This window comes from Paraburkholderia sp. GAS32 (assembly GCF_050434225.1).
In the GTDB taxonomy this organism is placed as follows: domain Bacteria; phylum Pseudomonadota; class Gammaproteobacteria; order Burkholderiales; family Burkholderiaceae; genus Paraburkholderia; species Paraburkholderia madseniana.
In genome coordinates, this window is record NZ_JBNPVS010000044.1 from 30451 (window position 1) to 55868 (window position 25418).

Consider the following 25418-nt stretch of genomic DNA (forward strand, 5'->3'; position numbering starts at 1 on the left):
CGTCGTCTTGAGATTTCAACAACATTGGAGACGAGAAAATGAGCGCACGGTTGAATCGGGCCAGAGGTGGGCATTCATGGCACCGGCTGCTTTGGTGGACGCTCCCGTCGCTTGCGGCATGTGCGTCGGGCGTATCGCATGCGCAGAGCTCGGTCACCCTATATGGGATCATCGATACCGGCGTTGAATATGTGACGAACGTCGGCGCTCAAAAATCCAGCTCAGTGCACATGCCGTCTCTCACAGCCTCGCTACCATCGCTGTGGGGCCTTCGTGGCAAAGAGGATCTGGGTGGTGGTCTGAGTGCGGTTTTTGTATTGGAGTCGGGGTTTGCTCCCGGACAGGGCACGCTGAATCAAGGGGGACGTCTGTTTGGCAGGCAGGCCTATGTCGGGCTTGCGGGGCGGTGGGGGACCTTGACCCTCGGGCGGCAATATTCGCAAATCTTCTGGGCGGTATTAACGGGCGACACGCTGGCGCCGAATATCTTTGCCGCCGCCGATCTTGACCCCTACTTGACCCAGCCGCGCGTTGACAATTCGATCGCCTATACCTTCACGTCGTCGGGACTGACTGTGAGCGCGATGTATTCACTGGGACGTGACGTGGCCGATAGTGTGCCGGCCGGAGGGTGCGCCGGCCAATCGCCGACTGACTGGCGGGCCTGCAAATCAATGTCCGCGATGGTGAAATATGACGCCGGGAAATGGGGTGCGGCAGCGGCCATCGATCGCAACTACGGTGGGGGCGGCACTGGCTCGCCCTTGCCACTTAGCTCGCAAAACGATACACGCGCCGTCATCGACGGCTACGTGAAGTTTGGCAATTCGACTTTTGGAGCGGGATTCCAACACCGGATCAATCACGGAGCACAGACGCCGAAAGTCTTCGACGCGACCAGCAACTATTGGTGGGTCGGTGGATCCTATTTGCCCGTTCCATATATTGCGCTTGACGCACAGTTCGGTCATATCACCGTGAGCGGCCACGACTTGGGAGGCTCCGTGATCGCAGCGCGCGCGATGTACTTCCTGTCCAAGGGCACTGCGGTGTACGTCACGGCAGGGCATGTGTTTAACCAGCGTAACGCAGCGTTCTCGATTGACGGTGGCGTGGTGCCGCCCGCTTCGACGCCATTGCCAGGCGTGAGTCAAACCGGTGCGATGGTGGGTATTCGACACCTGTTCTAAATGTCCTGCGGCCGCTCGATTGCATCGTGAGGATAACAATATGTTCTCTTTGAATACGCTATTCGCCATCGTTTATCCACACAGTTGATCGTGACGGCTTGCTCGCCCGCATGATCCATTTTCCAAAGTAGCAAGAGGCTCAAGACAGATATGAAACCCCGATTCCGTCAACTGATATTGGCCGCTACGGTTGCCATGTCGCCCTTTCTGGGTGTTGCACATGCGCAGGTCGATACATCGAAAAGCATGGTGACCGCCACCTCGAAGCAGATGAACGTACCTGTCGACGGGACGTTCAGAAAGTTCACTGCGCAGCTCGTCTTCGATCCGGCCAAGCCGACGGCGGGCAGCGCGCAACTGACCATCGACACCGCCAGCTATGATCTCGGCGACCAAAGCTACAACCAGCAGGTGCGTGGCAAAGACTGGTTCGACACGGCGCAGTTTCCCAACGCCACATTCGTCTCGAGCACCATTGCACCGGCTGGCGGCAACCAGTTCAAGGTCAGTGGCAAGCTGACCATCAAGGGCAAGTCTGAAAACGTGACGGTGCCGGTCACCGTCACGCAGCAGGGTGCGACGCAAACCTTCGACGGCACTTTGCCGATCAAGCGTAGCCAGTTCGACATCGGCTCAGGCGAATGGAAAGACACGTCGGTCGTCGCCGACGAAGTGTCGATCAGGTTTCACATTGTTGAAGCCAAAAAGTAAGCAGCAAAGCCGCTCAGACTCCCCAGGAGGATCACAATGAAGAAGCAACTTTTGGCCGTAGCGATCGCCGCTCTGGCAGCAGGCACATCGTTCGGCGCAAAGGCAGCGGAGACCACGTATCAACTGGATCCCACGCACACGTACCCCAGCTTTGAAGCCGATCACTTCGGTGGCGTCTCGATCTGGCGCGGCAAGTTCAACAAGAGCAGCGGCACAGTGAAGATCGATCGCGAAGCCAGGACCGGCACGCTGGAAGCGACTATTGACATGACGTCAGTGGATATCGGCAACGATACGCTGGATACGGCGTTGAAGAGCCCGAAATTCTTCGATGCCACTCAATTCCCGACCGCTGTCTATAAGGGCAAGTCGATGACGTTCAAGGGCGATGTGCCGGTCGAAGTGATCGGCGAGTTGACCCTGCACGGTGTGACGAAGCCGCTGAATCTGAAGATCGAGTCGTTCAAGTGCTTCCAGAACCCGCTGCTCAAGCGCGAAGTGTGCGGCACAGATTCGACCGCGAGTTTCGACCGGTCGGACTTTGGCGTTGACATGGGCAAGACTTACGGCTTCAGGATGCAAACGGTGCTGCACATCCAGGCTGAAGGTATCAAACAATAAGGCGGCATCGCCCAGTCATATGGGGCGATTTTCATCGGACCGCGATACCAGACAAGGCTCCTCACGCGCAACGTTCAGCTTGCGCGAGGGGAGCCGCGCGCCGGATCACGGCGTGTATTTGGTGATTTTTTGCCCTTGCACGCCGAGACCTGCCATCAATCATTGCTGACCGTAGATGAACGCATAGACGTCGGATTTCAGGGTCGTGGTGGTCATCGATTTGCCCATTCCCGCGTCCACGACCACGACGCTCGGGCCGACGCCGACCGACCATCCGTCGCTCGCGTTGAGGTAGTTGATGGCTGAATCGCTCATCAGGAACATGGCTTCAGAGAAGGTTTGTCCGCCAGCTTGCAATCCCCAGGAGACTGCTCTCGCGGTGTAGTAGCCCATTACCGTTCCGTCGGGGGCGAACATCACCCCCCTTGCCGCCTTGCGCGCCGGCAATGAACCCCACCTTCAGAATATCGGGGAATACCAGAACCGCTTTGGCCTGTTGCTGAAGTTGTTGTGTCCGTGGCGCGTCGGATTGTTCGCGGCCTCGAAGGGCGGTGATGGTGCGGCCCATACCGGTTGCGGGACGCTTCGAGTGGAATAAATAGTGGTGTTGCGCGCACGTAAAGACAATTGGACCTTGGTCCAATTGCACGTTGCAGCGCGGAGCGCAAGATATCGAATCGCCACGTGCGCAACCAGAGACGGAGGACCGCAGGGTGAACCACCTCGTCGATGCGGCAGTCGTATTCGCGTGCGTTTTCGGCAGTGCGCTGCTTGGTTCGTATCTGCGCCGCGTGCTGCCACAGCACCACCTCAGCGATGAATCCACCGGTGTGGTCAAACTGGCGACCGGTCTTGTTGCAACCATGGCCGCATTGGTGCTGGGCCTGCTGATTTCGTCGGCAAAAGGCTCTTTCGACACCATGAATACGGAGCTTTTGCATAGCGCTGCCGCTATCGTTCGTCTTGATCGCGTGCTGGCCCACTATGGTCCGGAGACTCAGGAGATTCGCAGCGCGCTTAAACGCACAACCGAGGCTTCGGTTGCGGCGATGTCTTCCGGCGATCCCGCTCAACTGGCCAGATTGAGCAGCCCCGAAGCCGTGGCCCGCGGAGAAGCATTTCAGCGTCAAGTGGAGGAACTCTCGCCGCACACCGATACGCAGCGTCAATTGCAGGCGCGGGCGCTGCAAATCGTCGACGATGTATTAGCTACGCGATGGCTCGCGCTTCTTCAGCAAACGGGTTCGATTCCGATACCGTTGCTCGTGGTTCTGGTGTCGTGGCTGGCGATCCTCTTTGGCACGTTTGGCCTGTTTGCACCTCGCAACGGCACGACGATGACGGCGCTCGTGATGTGTGCACTGTCGACTTCCGGTGCAATCTTCCTGATCATGGAAATGAATACGCCGCTCGGCGGAATAGTAAAAATATCTTTCGCACCGATGCGCGCGGCGCTCGATATTCTCGGGCATTAAGCATTAAACACTAGGCATAAAACACTAGGTAAAAGGCATTAGGTAGTGGGAGTCAGGCGCTGCGTTTTTTGCGAATCCGCTACACAGTTGCATTGCCAGACAGGGCTCAATTGAACCAGTGGTATTGAAGCGCGATCGAGATTGTCTGGAAATTGCCGCCCACACGCGTTACCAGGCCACGCGACCACGCGAGTTTGGCGGACCATTTCGCTGCCAGCGGCACGGACAGCGTGACACCGTATCGTGCAGGGTGCGCGTCGCACAAATTCTTCCGGAGAGAGCGCCGGGTCGCCGAGCAGGTTCGCCGCGATCTTGAAGTGCACGTCGCCGAGACCCGAGCGGTATTGCTGCTGAAAAACACCCTTCACGTCGCCGTTCGCATTCGCGTTCGCATAGGGCACCGACACCGCGGTACTCACGGTACGTCCCGCGACCCCGAAACTGTGCGAATAGCCGAGCGAAAAGATGTTGATATGTGCCTGCACATTGGTGATTGGCAACGATGGATCGAACGATACGTCGCCGCTCGAACGTGCATAGTCGAATACCGCGAAATTGGTAGCCACCGGCACAGCAGAATAGGCTCGCGGCTCCATCTCCTGTGCGTGAATCGACAGTGCGGACATCGAGCACAGCAGAGCCACGCGAACCGAAAGCGCCGTGATTTCGGGACTGTGCGATTCGAATCGTTCGTTGCATGCGGCATAGTGGTCAAATCCACTTATGCTGCTGCCTGCAATAGGACTAAGGTCCAATATGCATGCGAGCGGATGAGGCTAATCTGGAAGTCGTGGCAGGCGTAGCCGTGCATGTGCTTGTGCCTGCTGCCTCAGGAGACGACCATGAAAGTGTTGTTCGTGTTGATAGCCTTTGCGCTTTCATCCAATGTATTCGCGGAATGCACCACTAATGCGCGAGGTATGACCGAATGCAATAACGGGCAGGCGGCCGGCGGCTATAACCCGAACACCGGCAACGCATGGAAGGCGCAAAAGAATCAGAACGGTGTCACGACAACAACGACGAGCAAAGGCGGGGAAGCCAAGACCAAAAACGGTAAGGGCGTATATAAGAGTCCGAGCGGACAGACCTGCTATCGCACGGCCAATGGTCACGGGTGCAATTGATGGGATGTGAAACTGTGTTACCAATCGATGAAGCACTTGGACAGGTTGAATTTGATCACATTCGTCGGCGGACCGAAATATGTGCAAAAGAAATACCTCAATCACGTTTACATGTTTAACCGTCCGTACTAGGATTAATTTTGCCGGTTGAAAGCGTTCCGCAGATGTAACTCCTACCGGTGCACTCGTTCCGCATGCGTCCACAGACAGCGTGTATCTTCGTCGACTTGTTAACTGTCTAAAGAGACGATGAGCCTGCTGTTCAAGAGGCGCAGTCTCGCGCCGATGTTCAGCAAGACTTTTGGCAACCAATCTCGCGGTGCCGAATCTTGAGAGGCCGTTCGGACATGAGCTTCGTCATGCCTGCTATCGTCATTTTGCAAACCGCGATCATTCTCGGGTTGCTGGTGCTCGGATTGCGGCATCGCGCATCTGCGGCGTTCAGCAGTGTTAATCCGCCAATTGCCGGAGCGAATTCTCGCGACCGCGGGATGCCCGGTGAGCATGCGGCGCATTCAGCGCATCTCGAACTGGCGGATAAAGCGGCTCTACATGATTCCTTAAATCAACCCCGTCAATCGGAACGTCAGCGTCCCGAACAATTTCTCACCCCTCCCGCGGTTTTCGGTGCGCCAGATAGCGGTCTACCGGCATCGCGCGCGAGACGGCGTTTTACGGATCGGCTTCGCATGATGACCTCCGCGAGAACCGCGCGCAGGAGAACTCATGATGACGTCGCGCGAGCGGTGCTCGTGCACGATTCACACGCTGACGATGACAATGACGAACAGGTAAGCGGCGAGCATTATTTTCGTGAGGTACTGGCGTTATTGCCGCTAGCGACGCAGATGCTCGACGGGCGCGGCGTGATGGCAATGGTCAATCCGAAAGCGGATCGGCTCTTCGGTTATGACTGTAACGAGCTGCCAGGCAAGCCGGTGGAAATGCTGATTCACGCGCTGCGTTTCGACAGCCACGCGTCACGCTGGGATGCTCCCCCAGCCACGCAGCAATTGTGCAGGTTCTTGCCGCTGGACGATCTATGCGCGCGCCGTAAGGACGGCACCGAGTTTCGTGCCGACATCGACCTGTGTGCATTTCGTTTCGAAGGTGAAAACGTCACGCTCGCATTCATCATCGACAAGACGGACCGGTATGAGTTACGCCGTCAGCGCGAGGATCTTGCGCATCTGACACGCGTATCGACGATGGGACAACTCGCTTCCTCGCTCGCACATGAGTTGAATCAGCCGCTTACCGCGATACTCAGCAACGTGCAGGCTGCGCAGCGTTTCATGATGGCCGATCCGATCGATCTGGCCGAGTTGCGCGATATTCTTAACGATATTGTCCAGGACGATTACCGGGCCAGCGAGGTGATCCGGCGGATTCGCGCGGTCGTCAAGAAGGGTGGTCTCGAGGTGATTCCTCTCGACCTCGCCGGCGTGATGCGCGATGTGGTGGCGCTGGTGCATAGCGATGCGATCGTGCGCGGTACGCGCGTGACGCTCGATATCGACTCGACATTGCCGCCAGTGCGCGGCGATCGGGTTCAATTGCAGCAGGTCATGCTGAATTTGTTGCTGAATGCGTTCGACGCGATGAATGAGGTCCCACCCGTCGACCGTATGGTGTGCGTCACGCTCAAACCGGCCGACAACGGCATGGTGTTGATCGCTGTTCGCGATCGGGGCCATGGACTGACCGCCGATAAGCTGGACAAGATATTTAAGCCGTTTTTTACATCAAAACCCCAAGGGCTCGGTTTGGGATTGTCGATCAGCCGTTCCATTATCGACATGCACCGCGGGCGACTATGGGCCGAAAATAACAACGATCGAGGCGCGACATTCTACGTGGCATTGCCGGTTGGCGATGCCACGCCGGAGGATAAGTCGCGATAAAGGCCATGACTGAATCCGATTCACTTGTCTTTGTCGTCGACGACGACGATTCCGTGCGCCGTGCGTTGGCGCGTCTGATCCACTCCGCTGGTTACCGTGTCGAAGCGTACGGCAATGCCCGCGCGTTTCTCGAACGGTTGCGCGAGGTCGATTCTCCGGCCTGCCTGATTCTTGACGTGCAATTGCCTGACCTGGACGGGCTGACATTGCAGCGCGAACTCAAAGCGATGCTACCGATCATCTTCGTCACGGGTCATGGCGATATCGCCATGACAGTGGGCGCGATGAAAGCAGGGGCCACCGATTTTTTGGCAAAACCTGTGAACGATTGCGATCTGCTCCGCGCAATCGAAGCCGCTTTCGAACGCGTTGCAGAGACCCGCGCGGCGCGTTGCGAGCTGGATGCGATCCGTGGCCGGTTGGACAAGCTCACGCCGCGTGAAAAGGAAGTCATGGCGCTCGTGGTCACGGGCCGCCTGAACAAGCAGGTGGCAAGCGAGCTTGGCACGGTCGAAAAGACCATCAAGGCTCATCGCGCGCGCGTGATGGCGAAGATGGAAGTCACTTCGCTGGCCCAACTCGTGCGCGTCGCGGACAAAGTCGGTCTCGGCGGTGCGGGCGAAACCCACGTTTCGCGCTGAAGTCATTGCAGTCCGTTAGCCGTAGTGTGGCCCGGTTCGGGGCCTGCTCAGGTGCGCGTGTCGCCGAAGGGCCGCACGGCCGATCCGTGTGCGGTTCGCAAAAGGTCCGCACGGTCCACACCCGGCCCGCACCTGATCCCTACTCGATCGACACGGGACCAAGGTCCAATATCCGCGAACCTTCCCGCCTCGTAGGCTTTCGTCTGGGGGAGTGCGCTGACCCGCGTATTCCCGGACACCGGACTACTCTCCATGGGAAAACTCAAACCATTCGTTGTCGTCGTCGATGACGATGAATCGATGAGCCGGGCGATCAAGCGCTTGCTTCGCTCCATCGGGATCGCTGCCGAAACGTTCGCCAGCGGCGACGCGTTCCTCGACGTTCTCGCCTCGATGCCGTCGTATCGACCCGACTGCGTCATTCTCGACGTGCAGATGCCCGGGCTCAATGGACTCGAAGTCCAGCGGCGCTTGTCCGGCAAAGGCATGCCCGTGATCTTCATTACTGCACACGACGAGATCAGCGTACGCGAGCATGCGCTCGCGGCCGGTACGGTTGCCTGGCTGCGCAAGCCTTTCAACGATGAACTGTTCGTGAAGACGGTGCGCGCCGCGCTCGACGGTGTACCGCCTGTCTGACGAGCAATTGCATAGGCCCGTACCGCGAATTCGCACGCTGGCGGACTATCTCGAGCGCCATCCAGAGGCACTGATCCGCGGCAAGCTGGAGGACAAGAAATGATGTGCCCATCCTTAATCGTAGCAGTGGCGTTGGCGCTCGCCGCGTTGTACGGTTGCGCTTCGTCGCCCAAGTCGGACTTCTACACGTTGAGCCCGGCGGCCGCGCAGACGGACATGCCGCCTGCAGCGCCGATTGCTGTCCTGATCACGGTGGTGACCGTGCCCGATCTCGTTGACCGGCCGCAGATCGTGGTGCGTTCCGGTGACAACAAGGTGGATATCGACGAATTCGCCCGCTGGGCCGATCCTTTGAAAAGCCAGATCCCGCGCGTGGTACGCGCCGACCTCGGGCAGTTGCTGAACAGCCCGCTTGTCTCCACCTATGCGATCGGCGGCGATTCGGCGTCGGCTTACCGGGTTCAACTCGACATCCAGCGCTTCGATGCGGCGCTTGGCGACGCGGTGACGGTTGACGTGTTGTGGTCGGTCGCGCCGCCGGGGAAAAAGCCGGTGCTAAGCGGCCGAAGCACGGTCCACGAGCCTTGCACCGGCGCCGGCTTCGATGGCGTGGTCGCGGCATACAGCAGGGCGCTCGGAACGGTGAGCCGCGATATTGCCAGCGCGATCCGCCCGGCGTCGCCTTGAAGGGCGCTCGAGCATGACGTCGCGCGTAGGACGGCATCTGCGATGCAGGCTGTACGACGCTCGTGCGAGCTGCCTCCCGAATGGACGTCGACCGGCATGTGCGAGTCGAATAGCGCAGGTTATCCACAGAAAATGTTCATATCCTTGTGGACAAGTCCTGGCCAAAGCCGCCAAGTGATTGAGCGCAGAGCGATTTCCTGATCGGTACGGCGAACCCGCACATCCAGGCAGACCCAGGCAGGCCCAGGCAGACCATCGGCAACGCGCCGCTCATTCCACCGGCGAGGCCAGCAGCGACACTGGCACGCCTTGACAACTCACCCTGGCCACGAGCGCCGCGCCGAGATCGGCGCTTGCTCTTGTGTGCGCATCGAGCGATGACTCTTCCTTGTCGACTCGCAGAATGTTAATCGGCCACGATGCCCGGGCGAGCCGTTCGTGCGCAAAGGACCCGACCCACAGCGGCGTGGCGGACGCGCCGTTCTCCACGGCATAGCCGCTCGGCCAGAAACGCAGGACGTCGCGTTCGTCGCGCGTGTCGCCGGGGCGCATGAGGACCAGCGACGAAGGCACGCCGTTGTTCAGCTTCGGCAATACCGGCAGCGATGTCGCCGCGACGTTCGGCGAGGCAAGCGAGAGCAGGCTGCGCGCCGACAGGTCCGTGCCCTCGATCCATCCCTGGGCGCGCAGTTGCCCCCTGATCGAATCGAGGTTCGACACCCATTGCAGCGTGAGCGGTTCCTTGTGGTCGCCGCCCATGTCCGAGCGATAGCATGGCAGTCTTTTCCACAGCGACACTGTCCACTGCGCTTGCGTGACCAGCACGGGCTGCGGGTGAGGCATGTGGTCCGGCGCCGCTGCCAGGGGATTGACGCTCAGTTGCAGGCCCACGCTCGCGAGCATGACCACCAGAACCACGACCGGCATGAAGCCGCGTGAGGGCGGCACTTCCGGATACCGTAATATCGCCGTCAGCGAGACGATGGCTACCCAAATGTACGCGAGCGCGGCGCCGCCGATCGCGTCGGAGACCCAGTACCTGCCGAAGTAAAGTCCTGCGAGCGCGACCATGATCACGACCACCATACTCGCGGTCGCCACGAGCAAACCTTCCAGCATGCCGACCCGTCGCACGAGCAGGAACGCGAGGAAGCCGTAGACGATCACCGTCGCGGCGACGTGATTGCTCGGAAACACGTACGCGTCGGACAGGAGTTCATTGGGCGGCGCGCGGTGCATGGCGAACTGCAGGGCGAAAATCAGCAATTGGGAAAACACGACCGCGGCGAGCCAGTAGCCGATGGCGCGCCAACGCCGCTCGAGCAGCATCCACACCACCACGGTCACGACCACCGCCGTCAGCGTGAAGACGCTGCCGAGTGTCGCCACGCCTGCAAGGACCGTGTCGCTCCATGGCGTGCGCACCGATTGCAGGAAGTGATAGACGGACAGATCCACGCTCACCAGCGGATCACCGCTGACGACGTCATCGAGCACGCCGAAGAAGAGCGCACCCGCCGCGAGCACGACCAGCGACGTCAACACGATGCTGCTGGCATCCGGCTGTTCGGGGTCGAGCAGCCGCCGCGCGAATCGGCCGAACGGGCCTGGGTGGCGGCACGCCCAGCTTCCCAGGTAGCGTCCCGCCGCGCTCGACCACGCACCGGCATGCGAGACCAGGAACTCCATCGCGCGATAGCTCAGCCAGACGATGCCCACCAGCAACGCGATGATGACAACGAGGCGGAACGACACCGCGCCGGCCAGCAGCACCGAGGCGCCGAAGACCACGCCCGGCAGGATATGCGCGGGAGCCCACAGCAGCGCCGACAGTACATTCATGCCGTAGAAGCGCAGCGGCGTCATGCCCAGCATGCCTGCCACCACCGGCACGATCGCTCGTAGTGGTCCGACGAAGCGGGCGAACACGACACCTTTGGCACCATGTTTCTGAAAGAAACGGTGGCCGGCGTCGAGTATCTGCGGGTGGGTGCGAAACGGCCAGAACTGGACGATCCTGTCTTTGTAGCGGCTACCGATCCAGAAGCTCATGCCGTCCCCGGCGATGGCGCCGGCGATCGCCCACAGGAACACCCAGCCGAGGCTCAGTGAGCCGGTGCCGGCCAGTGCGCCGGCGAGGAACATCGCAGTGCTGCCCGGGATGAAGGTGCCGATGACGGCGACGGCCTCCAGGAAGGCCGCAAGAAAGACGACCGTGAGCATCCACGCCGGATGGCCGGCAAGCAGATGCAAAAGGTGGATGTAGGCGTGCTCCATCGTGCGCGATCAGCCGTTCTGGCGTAACGGTTGATCATAACGCGCACGGCGCTGCGCCACATTTTTGCCAACCGGCATCGGGCGACATGCCGGCGCACAATCTCACGAAGCCGTCAGCACATCGCCAGATGCGTTCGCCCCGCGTTTGCCCCGCGTTCGCCCGTTAAGAAGCCGTCAACGAATCGCCGGATACGTGGACCCGCTCGCCGATCTGAACGTCCGGTTGCGTCGGGTAGCTGAAGTTGCGGTAGCTGCCGTCCTGCATACGCACCTGGACCTGATAGGTGGTCTGCTTGCGCACGGCGTGCTCGATCCCGTTGCCGGCAAGACCCCCGCCGACAGCGCCTGCGATGGTGGTGAGAATCTTGCCCCGTCCGCCGCCGATCTGATTGCCGACGAGGCCGCCGGCGACCGCGCCACCCAGCGCGCCGAGCCCGGTGGTCGGCTCAGGCGCCTGCACCGTGTTGATGGCGACGACTTCGCCCGCATAAGGGTCGGCGACCGGCCTTGCCGGCGCGGGTTCATAGGGTGCCTGGTAGCCCTGATTGTTTGCGTACCTCGGTGTCTCCGCGGCGGGCGTGCTGTGCGTGTGATGCACGCGCGGCCGTGCCGGTGCGGCTTGCTGGACCGTTTGCTGGGCCGTCTGCTGAACCGGTTGCTGAACCGGTTGCTGAACCGGGGCCGCCTGGGGCGCGGCGACCGGAGCGCTGGCAACCTGCGCGGCGACCGTGGTGGCCGGCTGCGCGGGCTCGGTAACGGCGTGCGAGGTAGGCAGAAGGCCAGTCATCGCTGCGATGCCGGTGGCGCTCGCGAGGATGACGGCTACTGCTGCGCCGGCGACCAGGGGGTGGATACGGCTGCGCTGCGAATTACTGGAGGTGAGGTTCGTGTTCATTGCGGGCTCCGCGGGTAGATGCCTGCAATAACGCGGCAGCAGCGCGGCCGGTGGACGCCAGACGCACGCTGCTTTGTAAGCATTTGTACAAATTGCCGACGAAGATGGGCCGGTCAGATTTCGTCGGTAAATTCGTCGAGGAAGCGCTGCAGACGATTGTGGCGAATCTTCGCCAGACGCGCGCCGGTTGCTGTCTGGAAACCGGATGCTTTCAGCGATGAACAAAAGTGGCTGGCGGGCGGTCTTACCGTTTGACCGGGTTCCTTTGCGAGCGTCGTTGGCTCGACCTCGCTACGATGTGCGGGGAGCATGGGTCGGGCAATTCGACGGCATGATGGAGTGGGCTATGAAAATCGTGACAAAGACCCTGTTGGCCGCAGCGCTGATGATGGGTCTGACGGGCGCGGCTTGCGCTCAATCGGCAAACCTTAACGCCAATGGTATGGTCGGTTTGCAGGCAGGTGGGATGAATGGTGCAGGGCAGGGAACGGGTTTGGGGGCGGGCGCGGCCGGGCTGAGCCCAACGCCAGGCTTGGGCACCCTGGGCCACGCCCCAGCGATCGGAGGAGCCGGCGGCACTGGATCCGGCCCGGCGCTCAACAACATGCGGGCGAACGGCACCAGCCTGAATATGAGCCCGGATCCTCGCGCACCGAACGTGACGGGAAAAGCGTTCGGACAGTAGTCGTCACTCAGCCCGAACCAGTTGCAGAACGATGCGCTTCGCCGACTTGAGATGTTCCGCCGTCATCGATCGCGCGAGGCGTGCGTTGCCGGTCTCGCATGCTTCGAGAATCTTGAGATGCTCGTCCTGGAACGCCGGTGTATCGGCGAGCAGCGTGCTTTGCAATCGCTCGTAGCGCTCGACCTGAGCGCGCAGCTCGCGGATCGCTTTCAATTGCCGGCTGTTTGCACACGGCCGGTATAGCAGTTCATGAAATTCGCGATTCAGTTCACCCTGTCTTTGCGCGGTATCGGCATCTCCCAGAAGCCGATGAACGAGTTCGGCGCGGGATAACGTCTCACTGTCCATGCGTTTGACCGCGTGGAAAATGGCGTCGCCTTCGAGCAAGATGCGCAGGCCGTAAATCTCGTCCAGGTCCGACTCGGTCAAGGTGCGCACGACCGCCCCGCGATTGCGCATGAGTTCAACCAGTCCTTCGCCCTCGAGCTTTTGTATCGCCTCTCTCATCGGCACCCGGCTCACGCCGAAGCGATCGGCGAGTTCGCGCTCGACCAGCCGTGCGCCATCCTCCAGTTCGCCGGTCGCGATCAGTTCGCGTAGTGAGGCGGCGATGGCATCGGCCGTCGAATCCAGTTTGTGGTCCATGTGCGTCGAGTTCCTGTCGTTTGGAATAATGGTATACCAAAACGGGTGCGCGCATTTAGAATGCGCCTGTTGCGAAATCAAATCCGGGTCAACAGCGAAGGAGATTGGCATGGCGTACGGCGAGCACAAATACGCGGTATCGGTGCAATGGACAGGCAACCGCGGCAGCGGCACCTCGGGATACCGTGAATACGGTCGAGACCACATCATCGCCGCGGGAAACAAGCCTGACATTCCCGGGTCATCGGACGCCGCATTTCTCGGCGACGCGAACCGGTGGAACCCGGAAGATCTGCTGGTCGCCTCAGCGTCCGCCTGTCACAAGCTCTGGTATCTGCATCTTTGTTCGGATGCGGGCATCGTTGTTTTGAGCTATCGCGACAACGCGGAAGGCACGATGCTCGATAGTCCGGAGCAGGGCCGCTTTTCACAGATCGTTCTGCGGCCGCACGTCGTCATTCAGGCAGGCGGCGACCTGGAGCTGGCTGGGCGTTTGCATCATACGGCCCATGAGAAGTGCTATATCGCGAACTCGGTCAACTTTCCGATTCTGTGCGAACCGGCTATCGAGACGGATGGGAACTGACGCTTGTGCGGTGCAAGTGATTCAGCATGGCGAGCGTTCGGCATCGCATTGCCAATTGCTTCACACCTTCATGTGCGCCGCACCATGCCATCAAAAATGATGGATTTATCGAAGTAAAAAAACTTGCATTTCGCGCAGAAAAAGCTACCTTCATAAAACAAAACGACTTCTGGCTCGGCACCGGAGGAGACACATGCCGGCTACACGTATGATGATTGCGCGTCGTGCGGGCGTTAGCGTGGCCACGGTCGATCGTGTGTTGCGCGACGATCAGGCCGTGCGTCCGGAAACTGCCGAGCGCGTTCACCTTGCGCTGGCCACGCTGCGCGACGAACGCGCGAGTCGCGGCCGCCCGGCGAAGGCCGGTTCGTTTCGCGTCGCCTTTGTGCTTCCCCAGATCAACTCGCGCTTTCTCGATCATGTCGAGCGCGGTATCGCGCTCTCCGCCAGCTTCTTTCGCGAACACCGCATCATCCCTTCGTTCTATCGCTGCGATTTTTCCAGTCAGCGCGACACGGCCACATTCGCCGAACAGGTGGCCAGCTACGACGCGCTCGTGCTCGTGCCGCTCGACTATCCATGGGTAGAACGTCTGATCGAAGACATGAGCGCGGCGAACGTGCCTGTCGTCACGGTGTTCTCCGATCTGCCGTCGAGCCGCCGCGCCGCGTACGTCGGCGTCGATAACCGGGTTGCCGGTCGCACGGCCGGCTTGTTGATGGGCAGATTTCTCGGCTCCCGCATTGGCACGGTGGCGGTGCTTTCCGCCTCGTCACGCCTGCATGATCAACTGGAGCGGCGCACTGGTTTTTCGCAGGTTCTGGAAGAGGACTTTCGCAATCTGCGCTGGATCGCCGAGCCCGATTTCGCCGAAGACGACGACGGTGCGGGTCTCGCCGCTCAGGGTTTGCTGGCACGCCATCCGGATCTGGTCGGCGTCTATGCGACGGGCGGCGGCATCTCCGGGATTGCCGCGGCATTGCAGGAATCCGGCGACAAGGCCCGTCTGATTGTGATCGGCCATGAATGCACCGCGGAGACCCGCAGCCAGCTCACCGAACGCGCGATCGATGTGATTCTCGATCAGGACGTGCGAGGCATCGTGCACTGGGCCGGCCTTGCCGCGATTAATTTTCTTAACGACGTGCGTGGCGCGCTCGCCATCCCAACGCCGGAAACCCGAATTTATCTTCGTGAGAATGCGCATGCCTGAAGCTCGCGACACGCGGATTGCCGTCTGAATCCGCTGGAGCCGAAACGCGGTGCCCGGCGCATGGGCGCTGTTCCATATCAGGTTGGAGACCCGAGAAAGACAAGGAGAAGACACATGTTACGTCTTACGTCAGCAAGGGTAGTGGCGGCAGCCATCGTATCGCTGGGATTCGGCATGGCGACGGGCGCGCAGGCGCAGGGCAAGCAGTTGACATTATGTTGGGCGGCATGGGATCCAGCCAACGCACTCGTCGAACTGTCGAAAGATTTCACGAGCAAGACCGGCATCAAGATGAAGTTCGAGTTCGTGCCGTGGACCAGTTACGCCGACCGCTTCATCAATGAACTTAATTCGCATGGCAAACTATGCGATCTGATCATCGGCGATAGCCAGTGGATTGGCGGCGCGGCGGTTAATGGGCACTACGTCAAGCTCAACGATTTCTTCGTGAAGAACAAGATATCGATGGACGACTTCGTGCCGGCGACCGTGGTCGGTTACTCGGAGTGGCCGAAGAATACGCCGAACTACTGGGCATTGCCGGCAATGGCCGACGCGGTCGGCTGGACATATCGCAAGGACTGGTTCGCGCGCCCGGAGTTGCGCGCGGAGTTCAAGCAAAAATATAAACGCGAACTCGAACCGCCCACCACGCTGGATGAGCTCAAGCAAACCGCCGAGTTCTTCCAGGGCCGCAAGATCGACGGCAAGACCGTGTACGGCGCGTATATCTTCACCGAGCGCGGTTCCGAAGGCATCACGATGGGCGTGACCAACGCGCTCTATAACTTCGGCTTCGAATACGAAGACCCGAAGAAGCCTTATCACCTGGACGGCTTCGTCAATTCACCGGGCGCGATCAAGGGGTTGGAGTTCTATAAGGCGCTCTACAAGTGTTGCACGGCACCGGGAATGACCAACGCGTACATGCAGGAAGGACTCGACGCGTTCAAGTCAGGCCAGGTGGCGATGCAGATGAACTGGTTTGCGTTTTTCCCGGGACTCTATAAAGACCCGAACGTCGGCGGCGACAAGATCGGGTTCTTCGTCAATCCGCGTGAATTGAAGCAGTTCACACAGTTGGGCGGGCAGGGCATCTCGGTCGTTTCGTACTCGGATCATAAAGACGACGCGCTCGAGTACATCAAATGGTTCGCGCAGCCGGATGTCCAGAAGAAATGGTGGCAATTGGGCGGTTATTCGGCGGCGAAGTCGGTGGTCGATGCCCCGGACTTCCCAAAGAGCGCCCCGTTTGCACCGGCCTTCCTGAAGTCGATGGCGATCGTGAAGGACTTCTGGGCGGAGCCCGCTTACGCCGAACTGCTGCTCGACATGCAAAAGCGCGTGCATGATTACGTGGTGGCCGATAAGGGCACGGCCAAGGAAGCGCTCGATCTCCTGGTCAAAGACTGGAACAAGGTCTTCAAGGCCGAAGGCAAGAACTAGCGCGTTTCCCGACTGGACCGGCGCCGCCTGCACGGATTGCCGCCGGTCCGCTTAAAGGAGTCAGGCATGTTGGCAAACAAGCCTTTTCCGTCGGCTGGGCTCGAGTCAGGCGCACGGGCGCGCGTGAGCACGCGCCTGGCCGGGCTATCGGACCGAACCATTGCGTGGCTGTTCATTCTTCCGACGATCCTGCTGCTGCTCGCCATCAACATCTTCCCGTTGATCTGGGCATTGCGTCTCTCGTTCACGAATTTCAAGTCGAATATGCCGAGCGTGCCGGCGCACTTTGTCGGCATCGACAACTACGTCGATATTCTCACCGACGAAGACATCTGGTACGCCATGCAAGTCACGGCGCGTTTCGTGTTCTGGTCGGTCGGACTGGAGGTGCTGCTCGGCTTCGGCCTCGCGTTGCTGATCAACCGGCAGTTCCGCGGGCATAGTTTCTGGACCACGTTGATCCTGCTGCCAATGATGCTTTCGCCCGCCGTCGTGGGCAATTTCTGGACCTTTCTGCTGCAACCGCAAACGGGTCTTTTCAACGATATCGTCAGCTTCTTCACGGGCATTGCTCCCGGGTCGTTCCAGATGATCGGCGACGTCTCGCTTGCACCGTGGACCATCGTGATGGTCGATACGTGGATGTGGACACCTTATGTGATGCTCATCTGCCTCGCGGGTCTGCGTTCGATTCCCGACTACATCTACGAAGCGGCGGAAGTGGATCGCGCCACGCCGTGGCGGCAGTTCTGGTCGATCACGCTGCCGATGACCTTGCCGTTCCTGATGCTGGCGGTGCTGTTTCGCGGCATCGAGAACTTCAAGATGTTCGACATGGTGAACCTGCTGACTTCCGGCGGACCGGGTTCGGTAACCGAAACCGTGTCGATCACGCTAAAGCGCGCCGCATTCGAGAAGTGGCAGACCGGCTATTCGTCGGCGCTGGCCATCATTCTCTTCGTGACGGTGTTCGGTGCGGCGAACATCTATGTGAAGGCACTCAACCGGGTGAAACAACGATGAGACCGACTGCCAGTCAATACTCGGTGGTGGCGTCGTCGCCGCGCGCCAAGCGCTTCGCCGCCGCGGCCGTCATCACGTATGCATTGCTCGCCACCTTGCCGATGGTCTGGATCTTCCTGACGAGCTTCAAGACCCAGGAAGACGCGATCGCCTATCCGCCAGTCGTGCTGTTCCAGCCGTCCATGGAAGGCTACGTGAACCTGTTTACGATCCGTTCGCGGCAGACGCCGGAATTCATCGCCAGTCTGCCGCCTGCGCAAACCTGGTATGAGCGCGACGTGCGCAAGCGCAGCATGGTGATCGCGGGTCCGTCGAAGGTGTTGCCGCGCTTCGTCAATTCGCTCGTGATCGGATTCGGTTCGACTTTCCTCGCGGTGTTTCTCGGCACGCTCGCGGCGTATGCCTTTTCGCGTTTCAAAGTACCGCTCGCCGACGACCTGCTGTTTTTTATTCTGTCGACTCGTATGATGCCGCCGATAGCGGTCGCGATTCCGATCTACCTGATGTATCGCGCGTTGGGCCTGAGCGACAGCTATGTCGGCATGATCGTGCTTTATACGGCAGTGAATGTCTCGTTGGCGGTGTGGCTGCTGAAGGGCTTCATGGACGAGATTCCGCGCGAATACGAAGAGGCGGCGCTGGTAGACGGCTACACACGTCTGCAGGCCTTCGTCAAAGTCGTGCTGCCGCAGGCAATCACCGGCATTGCGGCAACCGCGATTTTCTGTCTGATCTTCGCGTGGAACGAGTATGCGTTCGCGTCTTTGCTGACGAGCGGCGATGCGCAGACCATGCCGCCGTTCATTCCGTTCATCATCGGCGAAGGCGGGCAGGACTGGCCCGCTGTTGCGGCGGCGACCACGCTATTCGTACTGCCGATTCTCTTCTTTACTGTCGTGCTGCGCAAACATCTATTGCGCGGTATCACATTTGGAGCGGTGCGCAAATGAAACGTGATTTCGTTCTCACGCAGGGGCGCTGGCTGCGCCGCAGCTATAGCGAAACGGCCTCCACCGTGCTGATCGGCGCCGGCATGGCGATGCTGGTTCAGCCGTTTTCGCTGGCGCTGTTCACGTGGTCGTTTCCGGTCATTCTGGTGGGCGCACTTGCGTTCCTCGTGACGAGCCATTTCCCGGAATAGCGCCATGTCGACCATCGTGCTTGCCAACCTCCATAAACGTTTCGACGATTTCGTCGCGGTGCGCGGCACCAGTCTGACGATCGATGCGGGACGCTTTGTCGTACTGCTCGGTCCGTCGGGCTGCGGCAAGACCACCACGCTGCGGATGATCGCCGGGCTCGAGTTGCCGACCTCAGGGCAGATTCTGATCGACGGCGAAGACGTGACAGCGCTGCGTGCACGTCAGCGCGATATCGCGTTCGTGTTTCAGATGTTCGCGCTGTATCCGCATATGACGGTGCGCAACAACATTGCGTTTCCGCTGAAGAACGAGCATGTGTCGCGCAAGGAAATCGCGACGCGGGTCGATGCGGTCGCACGCATGCTGCGCATCGAGGACATTCTCGATCGCAAAACAGGCGGCCTGTCGGGCGGTGACCGGCAGCGCGTCGCCCTCGGCCGCGCGATCGTGCGGCAGCCGAAGGCTTTTCTGATGGACGAGCCTCTTGGGACGCTCGATGCGGACTTCCGCGAGCTGATGTGTCTTGAACTGCGCAAGCTGCATAACGCGCTCGCGGCAACGACGGTTTATGTGACGCACGACCAGAGCGAAGCAATGGCGATGGCCGACGACATTGTCGTGATGAACAAGGGCGAAGTGCTGCAAGCCGGGCCGCCACATGAGATTTATCATTTTCCGGCCACCGTGTTCGTCGGCAACTTTATCGGCAGTCCGCCGATGAACTTCCTGCCGGTCGATCGCGGTGTCGATGCGGGTAGCGAAGCGGTACAACTTCACGGCGCCGCAGTGCCTGTACCACGTTGCGAGGCGGCGGCCGAGCGTGTTCTGCTTGGCATTCGCCCGGAGCATGTGGTGATCGACGAGCGCGGCCCACTGCGCGGCAAGGTCATCGCCGATGAATATCTCGGCTCGCATCAGGTGCTGGTGATTGAGACCGCGTTGGGCGTCGTGCGCGTGCGGGCGGGCAAGGACGACGGTTTGCCTGCCGGATCGCCGGTCGGTTTGTCGTTTCGCAAGGAGCGCACACTGCTGTACGACGCGCAAACGGGCCGCCTGCTGCCACGCGCCGCTCAAACGATTCCCGCATACGGAGAGGCTCATGGCTGAAATCCAGTTGCGCAATGTATCGAAACGGTTTGGCGACATCCGCGCTGTCGACGATCTTTCGATCGACGTCGATGATGGCGAGTTCATCGTGTTGCTTGGGCCGAGCGGTGCAGGCAAGACGACTACGCTGCGTCTGATTGCCGGGCTGGAACGACCGGATACCGGCGATGTACTGATCGATGGCGCCATTGCTACGGGCGTGCATCCATCGGATCGCGACGTCGCGTTTATCTTCCAGCAATACTCGCTCTATCCGCATCTGACTGTGTTCGGCAATCTGGCTTTTCCGCTGCGCTCGCCAAGAAGGCGCAGCAGCGAGACCGAGGTGCGCGCGCGAGTCCACGCGGTGGCCGAGATGCTGCATATGGAATCGAAGCTCGACAATATGGCGACACACCTCTCAGGCGGCGAAATGCAGCGCGTGGCGATAGGGCGTGCGCTCGTGCGGCAACCCAAGGCATTTTTGATGGACGAACCGCTGTCGTCGCTCGATGCAAAGCTGCGCGAAGAGTTACGTATCGAACTCAAACGCCTGCATCGCACGATCGGCGCAACGATTGTTTACGTTACGCACGATCAGGTTGAAGCGACGACGCTCGCGGATCGTATCGGCATTCTCGAACATGGGCGTCTGGTACAGCTCGGCACGCCCCGCGAGGTATACGGCAATCCGGTTTCGCTCAGTGCAGCGCAGCGGCTGGGCTCTCCGCCGATCAACCTGCTGCCGCCGGCGCTGTTCGATTCGGCGCATATGCCGGCGGGTACGGCCACAGTGGCAATCCGTCCCGAAGACGTGGTGCTGCATGACGGCGACACGCGGGATCAACGCGATGTTTCAGGTGCACAGGACGCATTGAATCTGAAGGTGCTCGAATATTCGCCGCTGCGGCACCTGCTGATCCTCGATCGCGCGGGAACCGCCGTCGTGGCAACGACAGTGGCGGAGCGCAATTTCACGCCCGGGCAATCGGTCGGCGTTTCGCTGCCGGCGCGCAGCCTTTTATATTTCCGAGCCGACGGCAGGAGGATAGCGACATGAACGGCAAAACGGTCATGGCGTGCATCGACGCCGCATATGCGTCGCTGAAGGAACATACCGACGAGATCGCTTTGCTCGACCAGCAGATCGGCGATGGCGATCACATCTTCAATCTGCTGCGAGGCATGGAGGCCCTGCTCGCGGTGAGGTCGGACATCGAAGCCGCAGCATTCGGCCCCGCGCTGGAAATCGCGGCATCCAAGGTCCTTTCGACGGTGGGCGGATCGTCGGGGCCATTGTTCTATTCGCTGCTGAGCGGCATGTCTAAAGCTTCCGAACGGCATGCACCGGATACAGCGGGCTTTGCGCACGTTTTTGCCGCGGGGGTCGAAGCGGTCGGTCAACGCGGCAAGACCGGCGTCGGCAGCAAAACGATGATGGACGTCCTGATCCCGGTCGCGAAGCGCTTCGACGAACTGGCCGCACAGGGCGCGACATCACAAGAGGTGCGCGATGCGTTGCCGCGGGTCGCGGAGGAAAACATGCTCGCTACCCGCGATATGCTGGCGACCAAAGGGCGGGCGTCGTTTCTCGGCGAACGTTCGCGTGGACACATCGATCCGGGAGCGCGTTCGAGTCAGATCATGATTGCGTCGGTATGCGCGCGCCTGGCGCTTCATAACGAGTGAAGGAGCGAGAGACCGTGAAAAAATTCATCAATGATGTGGACGATTTTCTCGCCGAGAGTCTGGCGGGGTTCGCCGCTGCGCACAGCGACCTGGTCGTGCTGAACAATGAGCCGGTGTTTGTGCGTCGCAAGGCGTTGAAGCCCGGCAAGGTTGCGCTGATTTCGGGTGGCGGCTCTGGCCATGAGCCTCTGCACTCAGGCTTCGTCGGCTATGGGATGCTCGATGCGGCCTGTCCGGGGCAGATTTTCACGTCGCCGACACCCGATCAGATGATGGCCGCAGCAAGGGCTGTCGATACCGGTGCCGGCGTGCTTTTCATCGTGAAGAACTACTCCGGTGACCTGATGAACTTTGAAATGGCGTCGGAGATGTCCGAGGTGCCGAATGCAATGGTGCTGATCAACGACGACGTGGCCGTGGAGAATTCGAGTTACACGACAGGGCGGCGCGGCGTGGCCGGCGCGGTGATCGTCGAGAAACTGGTTGGCAGTATGGCGGAGAGCGGCGCGGATCTCGAGCAATGCAAGGCCTTTGGCGACCGCATCAACAAGCGCACCGCGTCGATGGGTGTGGCGTTCACCAGTTGCACGGTGCCGGCGGCCGGTACGCTAACGTTCAAAATCGGCGACGACGAGATCGAAGTGGGTGTCGGCATTCATGGTGAGCCTGGGCGTCGGCGCGCGAAGTTCGCACCCGCTGACGCGATTGCGGGCGAGTTGCTGACGGCGATTGCTGAAGATCTGAAGCCGGCGGCACATGCTGAATTACTTGTGCTCGTCAATGGGCTCGGTGGTACGCCGCTTGGAGAACTGTATCTGCTCTTCAATTCCACGCGTACGTGGCTCGAGCAGCGCGGGCTGAATATCGGCCGGGTGCAGGTAGGCGCGCTGACGACTTCGCTGGAGATGGCCGGTGCATCGATCACACTGTGCGTGCTCGACGATGAGATGAAGCGCCATTGGGACAGCGCAGTGCATACGCCGGGACTACGCTGGGGCGTGTAATGCGAAGGTCTGCCGTTTGCCCGCCGCTCACCGGAGTAACCGTGAGCAGGCGGGCAGCATTGGTTTAATGCAGCAACGTCATCTGCACGACCTTCACGACAACGAGTGCGACCGCCACGATCAGATAGCCGCGCAGCACGCCCATCCAGATGCGTTTGGATAGCGTCAGTTGCGGTGCCGGCAGTTCTTCCAGGGGTGGCATGCGCCACATATTGCGTGCTTCTTTCGAAAACTGCTGCTCGCCAGCGGAAGCCTGGGCGACCGCGGAAGCCGCTGTATCCGTCGATGCGAGCCGCAGCCTGCGAACCGTCACGGTTGCAGCGTAGCCGACCACGGCCAGTAGCGTGCCGCCGGCCAGTACTTCAATGATTGCTTCGCCGGTAATGTCCGGATACATCACCGATGCAGTCAGGATGATTGAGAGCATGACGAGCACCCAGACAACTGCGCCTGTAAAGAAGTTGAGCTTCTTCGAGTTCACCCACGGACCAAGAACCGCACGGTCGTTGCACAACAGCAGCAGAAATACGGTCGCGCTCGGGAGCAGCACGCCTGCGAGCGTCTGCACGGCTTCAGTCAGAAGACCGAGCGGGCTGCCGGGAATCAGGACCAGCGTCGCTGCGGCCGCGATGATGCCGAAGTAGACGACGTAAAAGCCCTTCGCGTCCGTCACGCCGCGGTGCAGCGAGTGGCGAATCTTGAACACGTCGCCGATTGCGTAAGCGGTGGAGAGCGAGACGGCGGCCGCGCCAATGATGCAGGCGTCGAGCAGAGCAACCGCGAAGAGAACCGCGGGTGTGCGGCCGGCATATTTTTCGAGGCTGGCGATCACGCCGCCGGCATCCGTGAAATTGCCGAACTCGGGTTTGCCTGCGAACAGTGCAGAGCAGAACGAGATCATGGCCACCGCGCCGATCATCACGAATACGATGCCGATCCACAAGTCGGCTTTCTCATACTTCATGAAGCGCGGCGTGATGCGTTTATCCACGATATAGCTCTGCTGGAAAAACAACTGCCACGGCGCGACAGTGGTGCCGACAATGCCGATCACGAGCAGCATCACATCGCTCAGTTTCGAATTGGCGGGCCAGTTCGGAATCAGGAAGTCGTGCGCCATCTGGCCGACCGGCGGATGAATCGACACCAGTACGGGCACCAGCAACAGGCTCAACAGACAGAGCGCGACCGCAAAGCGCTCGAAGCGCCGGAAGTTGCCCGTACTGACTGCGGCCATTGTCACTGCGGCGGCGATGCAGACCCCGGCCACTTTCGAAATGCCGAAGAAATCCAGCACGAACGTGATGCCGATGAACTCGGTCACGATAGTGAGCGCGTTCAGGATGAACAGGTCGACGACGCTGAATGCCCCCCAGAACTTGCCGAAGCGCTCGAAGATCAGCCGGGCATGGCCGACGCCGGTCACGGCGCCGAGACGCAGCACCATTTCCTGATTGACGAAGAGAACGGGCACTAGCAGCAGCATGGTCCACAGCAAGGTGGTGCCGTAATTCTGTCCCGCTTGCGTGTAGGTGCCGAAGGCGCCGGCGTCGTTGTCGCCGACCATCACGATGAGGCCGGGCCCAAGGATCGCAAGCAGCGTTCGGATGCGGGCCCACCAGTTGTTGCGAGGCGCGGTATCGTGGTGCGCGATGGTGCCGAGCGCGCCTTTGATGTCGCCGAGATGGGCTTCGTCGAGAACGGCGCTGCGTGGCGGTGAGACATTGATTGGAGTGGACATTTTTGGCCGCCTGAGTAGATGTGGTTTGTATGCAGTGGCGCGTCTTCGGGATCCGCAGCGCGAGTGTCGTCGAATGGGGTCGAGCGACGGCGGCGCATGCGGATCGCGAAGGCGTGCGGGTGCTGACAGTGCCTAATTACGAAGCCGGGTTCGAGATGAGCGCTTTGACGCGCTGCCAGGACACGGCGAGCCAGTGCGGCTTGATGCTGTGAAGCGCGAGTGCAGCGTCGCTGTGAATATGCGCTTGCTGCAGGGTCGGTACGAGGACGGCGATGTACATGGTATTTCTCCGGTGCGTATGGCTTGACGCGGGTTGCGGAAAGCCAACAGACACGGAGCGCGGCCGGCACTACGCGCGCGGCGGCGAACGTCTACTTGCTTTCCTCAGGCAAATGAAAAATTGCGTGGCAATTGAGCGGCATAAGGGATAACTGTCACTGTCCGGCATGGCGGCTCCTTATCGGTTTTGTTTATCTGCGTTGCTTATCGACGTTGCTAATCTGCGTTCGTTAAGTACGTGCTCGTCCACGCGCTCGACCGCACCGGAATTCGAATGGATCGAACCGGCGTGAGCGAACGCTGCCGCGAGTGGATGCTCGCGACGCGATGCCATATGGTTGCGGGACGTGCGTAAGCACGGCGCGGCCGAATGGCGCTAGTTAAGGTGCACGGGGTGAGTTACTACGGCGCGCACCGTCTGCCTGCTGGCGAGACGGCGGCTGAGAAAAGAGAGCGCGGGCGTCGGGCCGGTCAGGCAGTGAAACTGTTCGAAAATCGACTACTGCTGATGTCCAAGGCAATGGCCCCGTTTGTGATGACTGGCGAATTTTATGCACTCCCGCAAGCAGAAGTCAACATGCTTCGTTAAGCGAAGCAAATATTCTTTTTTTATGCGTGCGGCAACGCACTTCGCTATTGCTGGCAAGGCTGAGTCTTTCAGAAGTGACAGGAAGGACAGGGGAATGAAGGGCGCGGATGCAGCGGTGGATAG

The 25418-nt window shown here is 60.3% G+C and carries 28 protein-coding genes; 21 read left to right on the forward strand and 7 right to left on the reverse strand.

The genetic code is table 11. From position 1 onward, the window contains the following. Nucleotides 1–38 precede the first annotated feature (38 nt). The 3 genes from P3T25_RS37185 (at nucleotide 39) to P3T25_RS37195 (ending at nucleotide 2522) form a co-directional block, all read left to right on the forward strand. Nucleotides 39–1190: a porin gene (locus P3T25_RS37185; RefSeq protein WP_429362016.1), complete on the forward strand. Its 1152-nt coding sequence runs from the start codon at nucleotides 39–41 to the stop codon at nucleotides 1188–1190. 150 nt (nucleotides 1191–1340) lie between these two features. Next, complete coding sequence (locus P3T25_RS37190) at nucleotides 1341–1901, forward strand: YceI family protein (protein ID WP_154564367.1); 561 nt, start codon at nucleotides 1341–1343, stop codon at nucleotides 1899–1901. 36 nt (nucleotides 1902–1937) lie between these two features. Further along, nucleotides 1938–2522 (forward strand): YceI family protein, encoded by a 585-nt coding sequence (locus tag P3T25_RS37195; protein ID WP_429362018.1) that lies wholly within the window; start codon nucleotides 1938–1940, stop codon nucleotides 2520–2522. A gap of 159 nt (nucleotides 2523–2681) precedes the next feature. On the opposite strand, the gene P3T25_RS37200 is transcribed toward P3T25_RS37195, so the two are convergent. Beyond that, a complete protein-coding gene (locus tag P3T25_RS37200) occupies nucleotides 2682–2915 on the reverse strand; it encodes a hypothetical protein (protein WP_266240255.1) in 234 nt (77 codons plus the stop codon). A 320-nt stretch (nucleotides 2916–3235) separates the two neighbouring features. Here P3T25_RS37200 and P3T25_RS37205 point away from each other — a divergent pair, with 320 nt between their 5' ends. Further along, the gene (locus P3T25_RS37205) at nucleotides 3236–3997 is read left to right on the forward strand and encodes a hypothetical protein (protein ID WP_266240256.1); all 762 of its coding nucleotides are present in this window, start codon (nucleotides 3236–3238) and stop codon (nucleotides 3995–3997) included. Nucleotides 3998–4035: 38 nt separating this feature from the next. On the opposite strand, the gene P3T25_RS37210 is transcribed toward P3T25_RS37205, so the two are convergent. Further along, nucleotides 4036–4623 (reverse strand): hypothetical protein, encoded by a 588-nt coding sequence (locus P3T25_RS37210; RefSeq protein WP_429362020.1) that lies wholly within the window; start codon nucleotides 4621–4623, stop codon nucleotides 4036–4038. Between the two features lie 216 nt (nucleotides 4624–4839). Here P3T25_RS37210 and P3T25_RS37215 point away from each other — a divergent pair, with 216 nt between their 5' ends. From P3T25_RS37215 to P3T25_RS37235, 5 genes are all read left to right on the forward strand, one after another. Beyond that, nucleotides 4840–5124, forward strand: coding sequence for a hypothetical protein (locus P3T25_RS37215; RefSeq protein WP_054039195.1), 285 nt, complete (start codon nucleotides 4840–4842; stop codon nucleotides 5122–5124). A gap of 689 nt (nucleotides 5125–5813) precedes the next feature. Continuing rightward, nucleotides 5814–7028, forward strand: coding sequence for a PAS domain-containing sensor histidine kinase (locus tag P3T25_RS37220; RefSeq protein WP_429362022.1), 1215 nt, complete (start codon nucleotides 5814–5816; stop codon nucleotides 7026–7028). A 5-nt stretch (nucleotides 7029–7033) separates the two neighbouring features. Further along, nucleotides 7034–7669 (forward strand): response regulator transcription factor, encoded by a 636-nt coding sequence (locus P3T25_RS37225; protein ID WP_154564357.1) that lies wholly within the window; start codon nucleotides 7034–7036, stop codon nucleotides 7667–7669. 252 nt (nucleotides 7670–7921) lie between these two features. Then, on the forward strand, nucleotides 7922–8308 hold the full coding sequence (locus P3T25_RS37230) for a response regulator transcription factor (RefSeq protein ID WP_429362025.1): 387 nt from the start codon (nucleotides 7922–7924) through the stop codon (nucleotides 8306–8308). 99 nt (nucleotides 8309–8407) lie between these two features. Beyond that, complete coding sequence (locus P3T25_RS37235; RefSeq protein WP_429362027.1) at nucleotides 8408–8995, forward strand: PqiC family protein; 588 nt, start codon at nucleotides 8408–8410, stop codon at nucleotides 8993–8995. A gap of 270 nt (nucleotides 8996–9265) precedes the next feature. Here the strand turns inward: P3T25_RS37235 and P3T25_RS37240 are convergent, their stop codons facing one another. Together P3T25_RS37240 and P3T25_RS37245 are read right to left on the reverse strand one after the other, a co-directional pair. After that, entirely contained in the window at nucleotides 9266–11272 is a 2007-nt protein-coding gene (locus tag P3T25_RS37240; protein WP_266240261.1) for a bifunctional DedA family/phosphatase PAP2 family protein, read from the reverse strand. Between the two features lie 163 nt (nucleotides 11273–11435). Further along, nucleotides 11436–12167, reverse strand: coding sequence for a glycine zipper 2TM domain-containing protein (locus tag P3T25_RS37245; RefSeq protein WP_429362029.1), 732 nt, complete (start codon nucleotides 12165–12167; stop codon nucleotides 11436–11438). Between the two features lie 346 nt (nucleotides 12168–12513). Between P3T25_RS37245 and P3T25_RS37250 the strand changes: the two genes are divergently transcribed. After that, nucleotides 12514–12852 (forward strand): hypothetical protein, encoded by a 339-nt coding sequence (locus tag P3T25_RS37250; protein WP_154564347.1) that lies wholly within the window; start codon nucleotides 12514–12516, stop codon nucleotides 12850–12852. 3 nt (nucleotides 12853–12855) lie between these two features. Here P3T25_RS37250 and P3T25_RS37255 read toward each other — a convergent pair whose 3' ends face one another. Continuing rightward, nucleotides 12856–13497 carry a GntR family transcriptional regulator gene (locus P3T25_RS37255; protein WP_266240263.1) on the reverse strand — a complete coding sequence of 214 codons (642 nt, stop codon included), beginning with the start codon at nucleotides 13495–13497 and terminating at the stop codon, nucleotides 12856–12858. Between the two features lie 109 nt (nucleotides 13498–13606). Between P3T25_RS37255 and P3T25_RS37260 the strand changes: the two genes are divergently transcribed. The 10 genes from P3T25_RS37260 to dhaK all read left to right on the forward strand — a co-directional run bounded on the left by P3T25_RS37260 (nucleotide 13607) and on the right by dhaK (nucleotide 22686). Beyond that, nucleotides 13607–14083: an OsmC family protein gene (locus tag P3T25_RS37260; protein WP_154564343.1), complete on the forward strand. Its 477-nt coding sequence runs from the start codon at nucleotides 13607–13609 to the stop codon at nucleotides 14081–14083. A gap of 193 nt (nucleotides 14084–14276) precedes the next feature. Next, entirely contained in the window at nucleotides 14277–15296 is a 1020-nt protein-coding gene (locus P3T25_RS37265) for a LacI family DNA-binding transcriptional regulator (RefSeq protein ID WP_171928806.1), read from the forward strand. A 114-nt stretch (nucleotides 15297–15410) separates the two neighbouring features. Next, nucleotides 15411–16742: an ABC transporter substrate-binding protein gene (locus P3T25_RS37270; protein WP_154564341.1), complete on the forward strand. Its 1332-nt coding sequence runs from the start codon at nucleotides 15411–15413 to the stop codon at nucleotides 16740–16742. A 66-nt stretch (nucleotides 16743–16808) separates the two neighbouring features. Then, entirely contained in the window at nucleotides 16809–17765 is a 957-nt protein-coding gene (locus P3T25_RS37275) for a carbohydrate ABC transporter permease (protein WP_154564339.1), read from the forward strand. Next, the gene (locus P3T25_RS37280) at nucleotides 17762–18715 is read left to right on the forward strand and encodes a carbohydrate ABC transporter permease (RefSeq protein ID WP_266240265.1); all 954 of its coding nucleotides are present in this window, start codon (nucleotides 17762–17764) and stop codon (nucleotides 18713–18715) included. Before P3T25_RS37275 ends, P3T25_RS37280 begins: the two co-directional genes overlap by 4 nt. Then, nucleotides 18712–18906 carry a hypothetical protein gene (locus tag P3T25_RS37285; RefSeq protein WP_266240266.1) on the forward strand — a complete coding sequence of 65 codons (195 nt, stop codon included), beginning with the start codon at nucleotides 18712–18714 and terminating at the stop codon, nucleotides 18904–18906. Before P3T25_RS37280 ends, P3T25_RS37285 begins: the two co-directional genes overlap by 4 nt. Nucleotides 18907–18910: 4 nt before the next feature. Continuing rightward, nucleotides 18911–20014 (forward strand): ABC transporter ATP-binding protein, encoded by a 1104-nt coding sequence (locus P3T25_RS37290; protein WP_266240267.1) that lies wholly within the window; start codon nucleotides 18911–18913, stop codon nucleotides 20012–20014. Continuing rightward, complete coding sequence (locus P3T25_RS37295; RefSeq protein ID WP_266240268.1) at nucleotides 20007–21053, forward strand: ABC transporter ATP-binding protein; 1047 nt, start codon at nucleotides 20007–20009, stop codon at nucleotides 21051–21053. The genes P3T25_RS37290 and P3T25_RS37295 overlap by 8 nt, the downstream gene beginning before the upstream one ends. Then, nucleotides 21050–21682, forward strand: a complete 633-nt coding sequence (gene dhaL, locus P3T25_RS37300) for a dihydroxyacetone kinase subunit DhaL (protein ID WP_154564329.1) — start codon at nucleotides 21050–21052, stop codon at nucleotides 21680–21682. The genes P3T25_RS37295 and dhaL overlap by 4 nt, the downstream gene beginning before the upstream one ends. A gap of 14 nt (nucleotides 21683–21696) precedes the next feature. After that, nucleotides 21697–22686, forward strand: coding sequence for a dihydroxyacetone kinase subunit DhaK (dhaK, locus tag P3T25_RS37305; RefSeq protein ID WP_168435865.1), 990 nt, complete (start codon nucleotides 21697–21699; stop codon nucleotides 22684–22686). 64 nt (nucleotides 22687–22750) lie between these two features. On the opposite strand, the gene P3T25_RS37310 is transcribed toward dhaK, so the two are convergent. Both P3T25_RS37310 and P3T25_RS37315 read right to left on the reverse strand, forming a co-directional pair. After that, a complete protein-coding gene (locus tag P3T25_RS37310; RefSeq protein WP_154564327.1) occupies nucleotides 22751–24427 on the reverse strand; it encodes an NRAMP family divalent metal transporter in 1677 nt (558 codons plus the stop codon). A gap of 136 nt (nucleotides 24428–24563) precedes the next feature. Then, nucleotides 24564–24707: a hypothetical protein gene (locus P3T25_RS37315; protein ID WP_154564325.1), complete on the reverse strand. Its 144-nt coding sequence runs from the start codon at nucleotides 24705–24707 to the stop codon at nucleotides 24564–24566. Between the two features lie 393 nt (nucleotides 24708–25100). Here P3T25_RS37315 and P3T25_RS37320 point away from each other — a divergent pair, with 393 nt between their 5' ends. After that, nucleotides 25101–25295 (forward strand): hypothetical protein, encoded by a 195-nt coding sequence (locus P3T25_RS37320; RefSeq protein ID WP_429362037.1) that lies wholly within the window; start codon nucleotides 25101–25103, stop codon nucleotides 25293–25295. Nucleotides 25296–25418 lie beyond the last annotated feature (123 nt).

Excerpts from the sequence above, each read along its gene's own strand:
- P3T25_RS37185 (WP_429362016.1), top strand. The coding sequence starts at position 39 with ATGAGCGCACGGTTGAATCGGGCCAGAGGTGGGCATTCATGGCACCGG.
- P3T25_RS37190 (WP_154564367.1), top strand. The coding sequence starts at position 1,341 with ATGAAACCCCGATTCCGTCAACTGATATTGGCCGCTACGGTTGCCATG.
- P3T25_RS37195 (WP_429362018.1), top strand. The coding sequence starts at position 1,938 with ATGAAGAAGCAACTTTTGGCCGTAGCGATCGCCGCTCTGGCAGCAGGC.
- P3T25_RS37200 (WP_266240255.1), bottom strand. The coding sequence starts at position 2,915 with ATGGGCTACTACACCGCGAGAGCAGTCTCCTGGGGATTGCAAGCTGGC.
- P3T25_RS37210 (WP_429362020.1), bottom strand. The coding sequence starts at position 4,623 with ATGTCCGCACTGTCGATTCACGCACAGGAGATGGAGCCGCGAGCCTAT.
- P3T25_RS37215 (WP_054039195.1), top strand. The coding sequence starts at position 4,840 with ATGAAAGTGTTGTTCGTGTTGATAGCCTTTGCGCTTTCATCCAATGTA.
- P3T25_RS37220 (WP_429362022.1), top strand. The coding sequence starts at position 5,814 with ATGATGACCTCCGCGAGAACCGCGCGCAGGAGAACTCATGATGACGTC.
- P3T25_RS37225 (WP_154564357.1), top strand. The coding sequence starts at position 7,034 with ATGACTGAATCCGATTCACTTGTCTTTGTCGTCGACGACGACGATTCC.
- P3T25_RS37230 (WP_429362025.1), top strand. The coding sequence starts at position 7,922 with ATGGGAAAACTCAAACCATTCGTTGTCGTCGTCGATGACGATGAATCG.
- P3T25_RS37235 (WP_429362027.1), top strand. The coding sequence starts at position 8,408 with ATGATGTGCCCATCCTTAATCGTAGCAGTGGCGTTGGCGCTCGCCGCG.
- P3T25_RS37240 (WP_266240261.1), bottom strand. The coding sequence starts at position 11,272 with ATGGAGCACGCCTACATCCACCTTTTGCATCTGCTTGCCGGCCATCCG.
- P3T25_RS37245 (WP_429362029.1), bottom strand. The coding sequence starts at position 12,167 with ATGAACACGAACCTCACCTCCAGTAATTCGCAGCGCAGCCGTATCCAC.
- P3T25_RS37250 (WP_154564347.1), top strand. The coding sequence starts at position 12,514 with ATGAAAATCGTGACAAAGACCCTGTTGGCCGCAGCGCTGATGATGGGT.
- P3T25_RS37255 (WP_266240263.1), bottom strand. The coding sequence starts at position 13,497 with ATGGACCACAAACTGGATTCGACGGCCGATGCCATCGCCGCCTCACTA.
- P3T25_RS37260 (WP_154564343.1), top strand. The coding sequence starts at position 13,607 with ATGGCGTACGGCGAGCACAAATACGCGGTATCGGTGCAATGGACAGGC.
- P3T25_RS37265 (WP_171928806.1), top strand. The coding sequence starts at position 14,277 with ATGCCGGCTACACGTATGATGATTGCGCGTCGTGCGGGCGTTAGCGTG.
- P3T25_RS37270 (WP_154564341.1), top strand. The coding sequence starts at position 15,411 with ATGTTACGTCTTACGTCAGCAAGGGTAGTGGCGGCAGCCATCGTATCG.
- P3T25_RS37275 (WP_154564339.1), top strand. The coding sequence starts at position 16,809 with ATGTTGGCAAACAAGCCTTTTCCGTCGGCTGGGCTCGAGTCAGGCGCA.
- P3T25_RS37280 (WP_266240265.1), top strand. The coding sequence starts at position 17,762 with ATGAGACCGACTGCCAGTCAATACTCGGTGGTGGCGTCGTCGCCGCGC.
- P3T25_RS37285 (WP_266240266.1), top strand. The coding sequence starts at position 18,712 with ATGAAACGTGATTTCGTTCTCACGCAGGGGCGCTGGCTGCGCCGCAGC.
- P3T25_RS37290 (WP_266240267.1), top strand. The coding sequence starts at position 18,911 with ATGTCGACCATCGTGCTTGCCAACCTCCATAAACGTTTCGACGATTTC.
- P3T25_RS37295 (WP_266240268.1), top strand. The coding sequence starts at position 20,007 with ATGGCTGAAATCCAGTTGCGCAATGTATCGAAACGGTTTGGCGACATC.
- dhaL (WP_154564329.1), top strand. The coding sequence starts at position 21,050 with ATGAACGGCAAAACGGTCATGGCGTGCATCGACGCCGCATATGCGTCG.
- P3T25_RS37310 (WP_154564327.1), bottom strand. The coding sequence starts at position 24,427 with ATGTCCACTCCAATCAATGTCTCACCGCCACGCAGCGCCGTTCTCGAC.
- P3T25_RS37315 (WP_154564325.1), bottom strand. The coding sequence starts at position 24,707 with ATGTACATCGCCGTCCTCGTACCGACCCTGCAGCAAGCGCATATTCAC.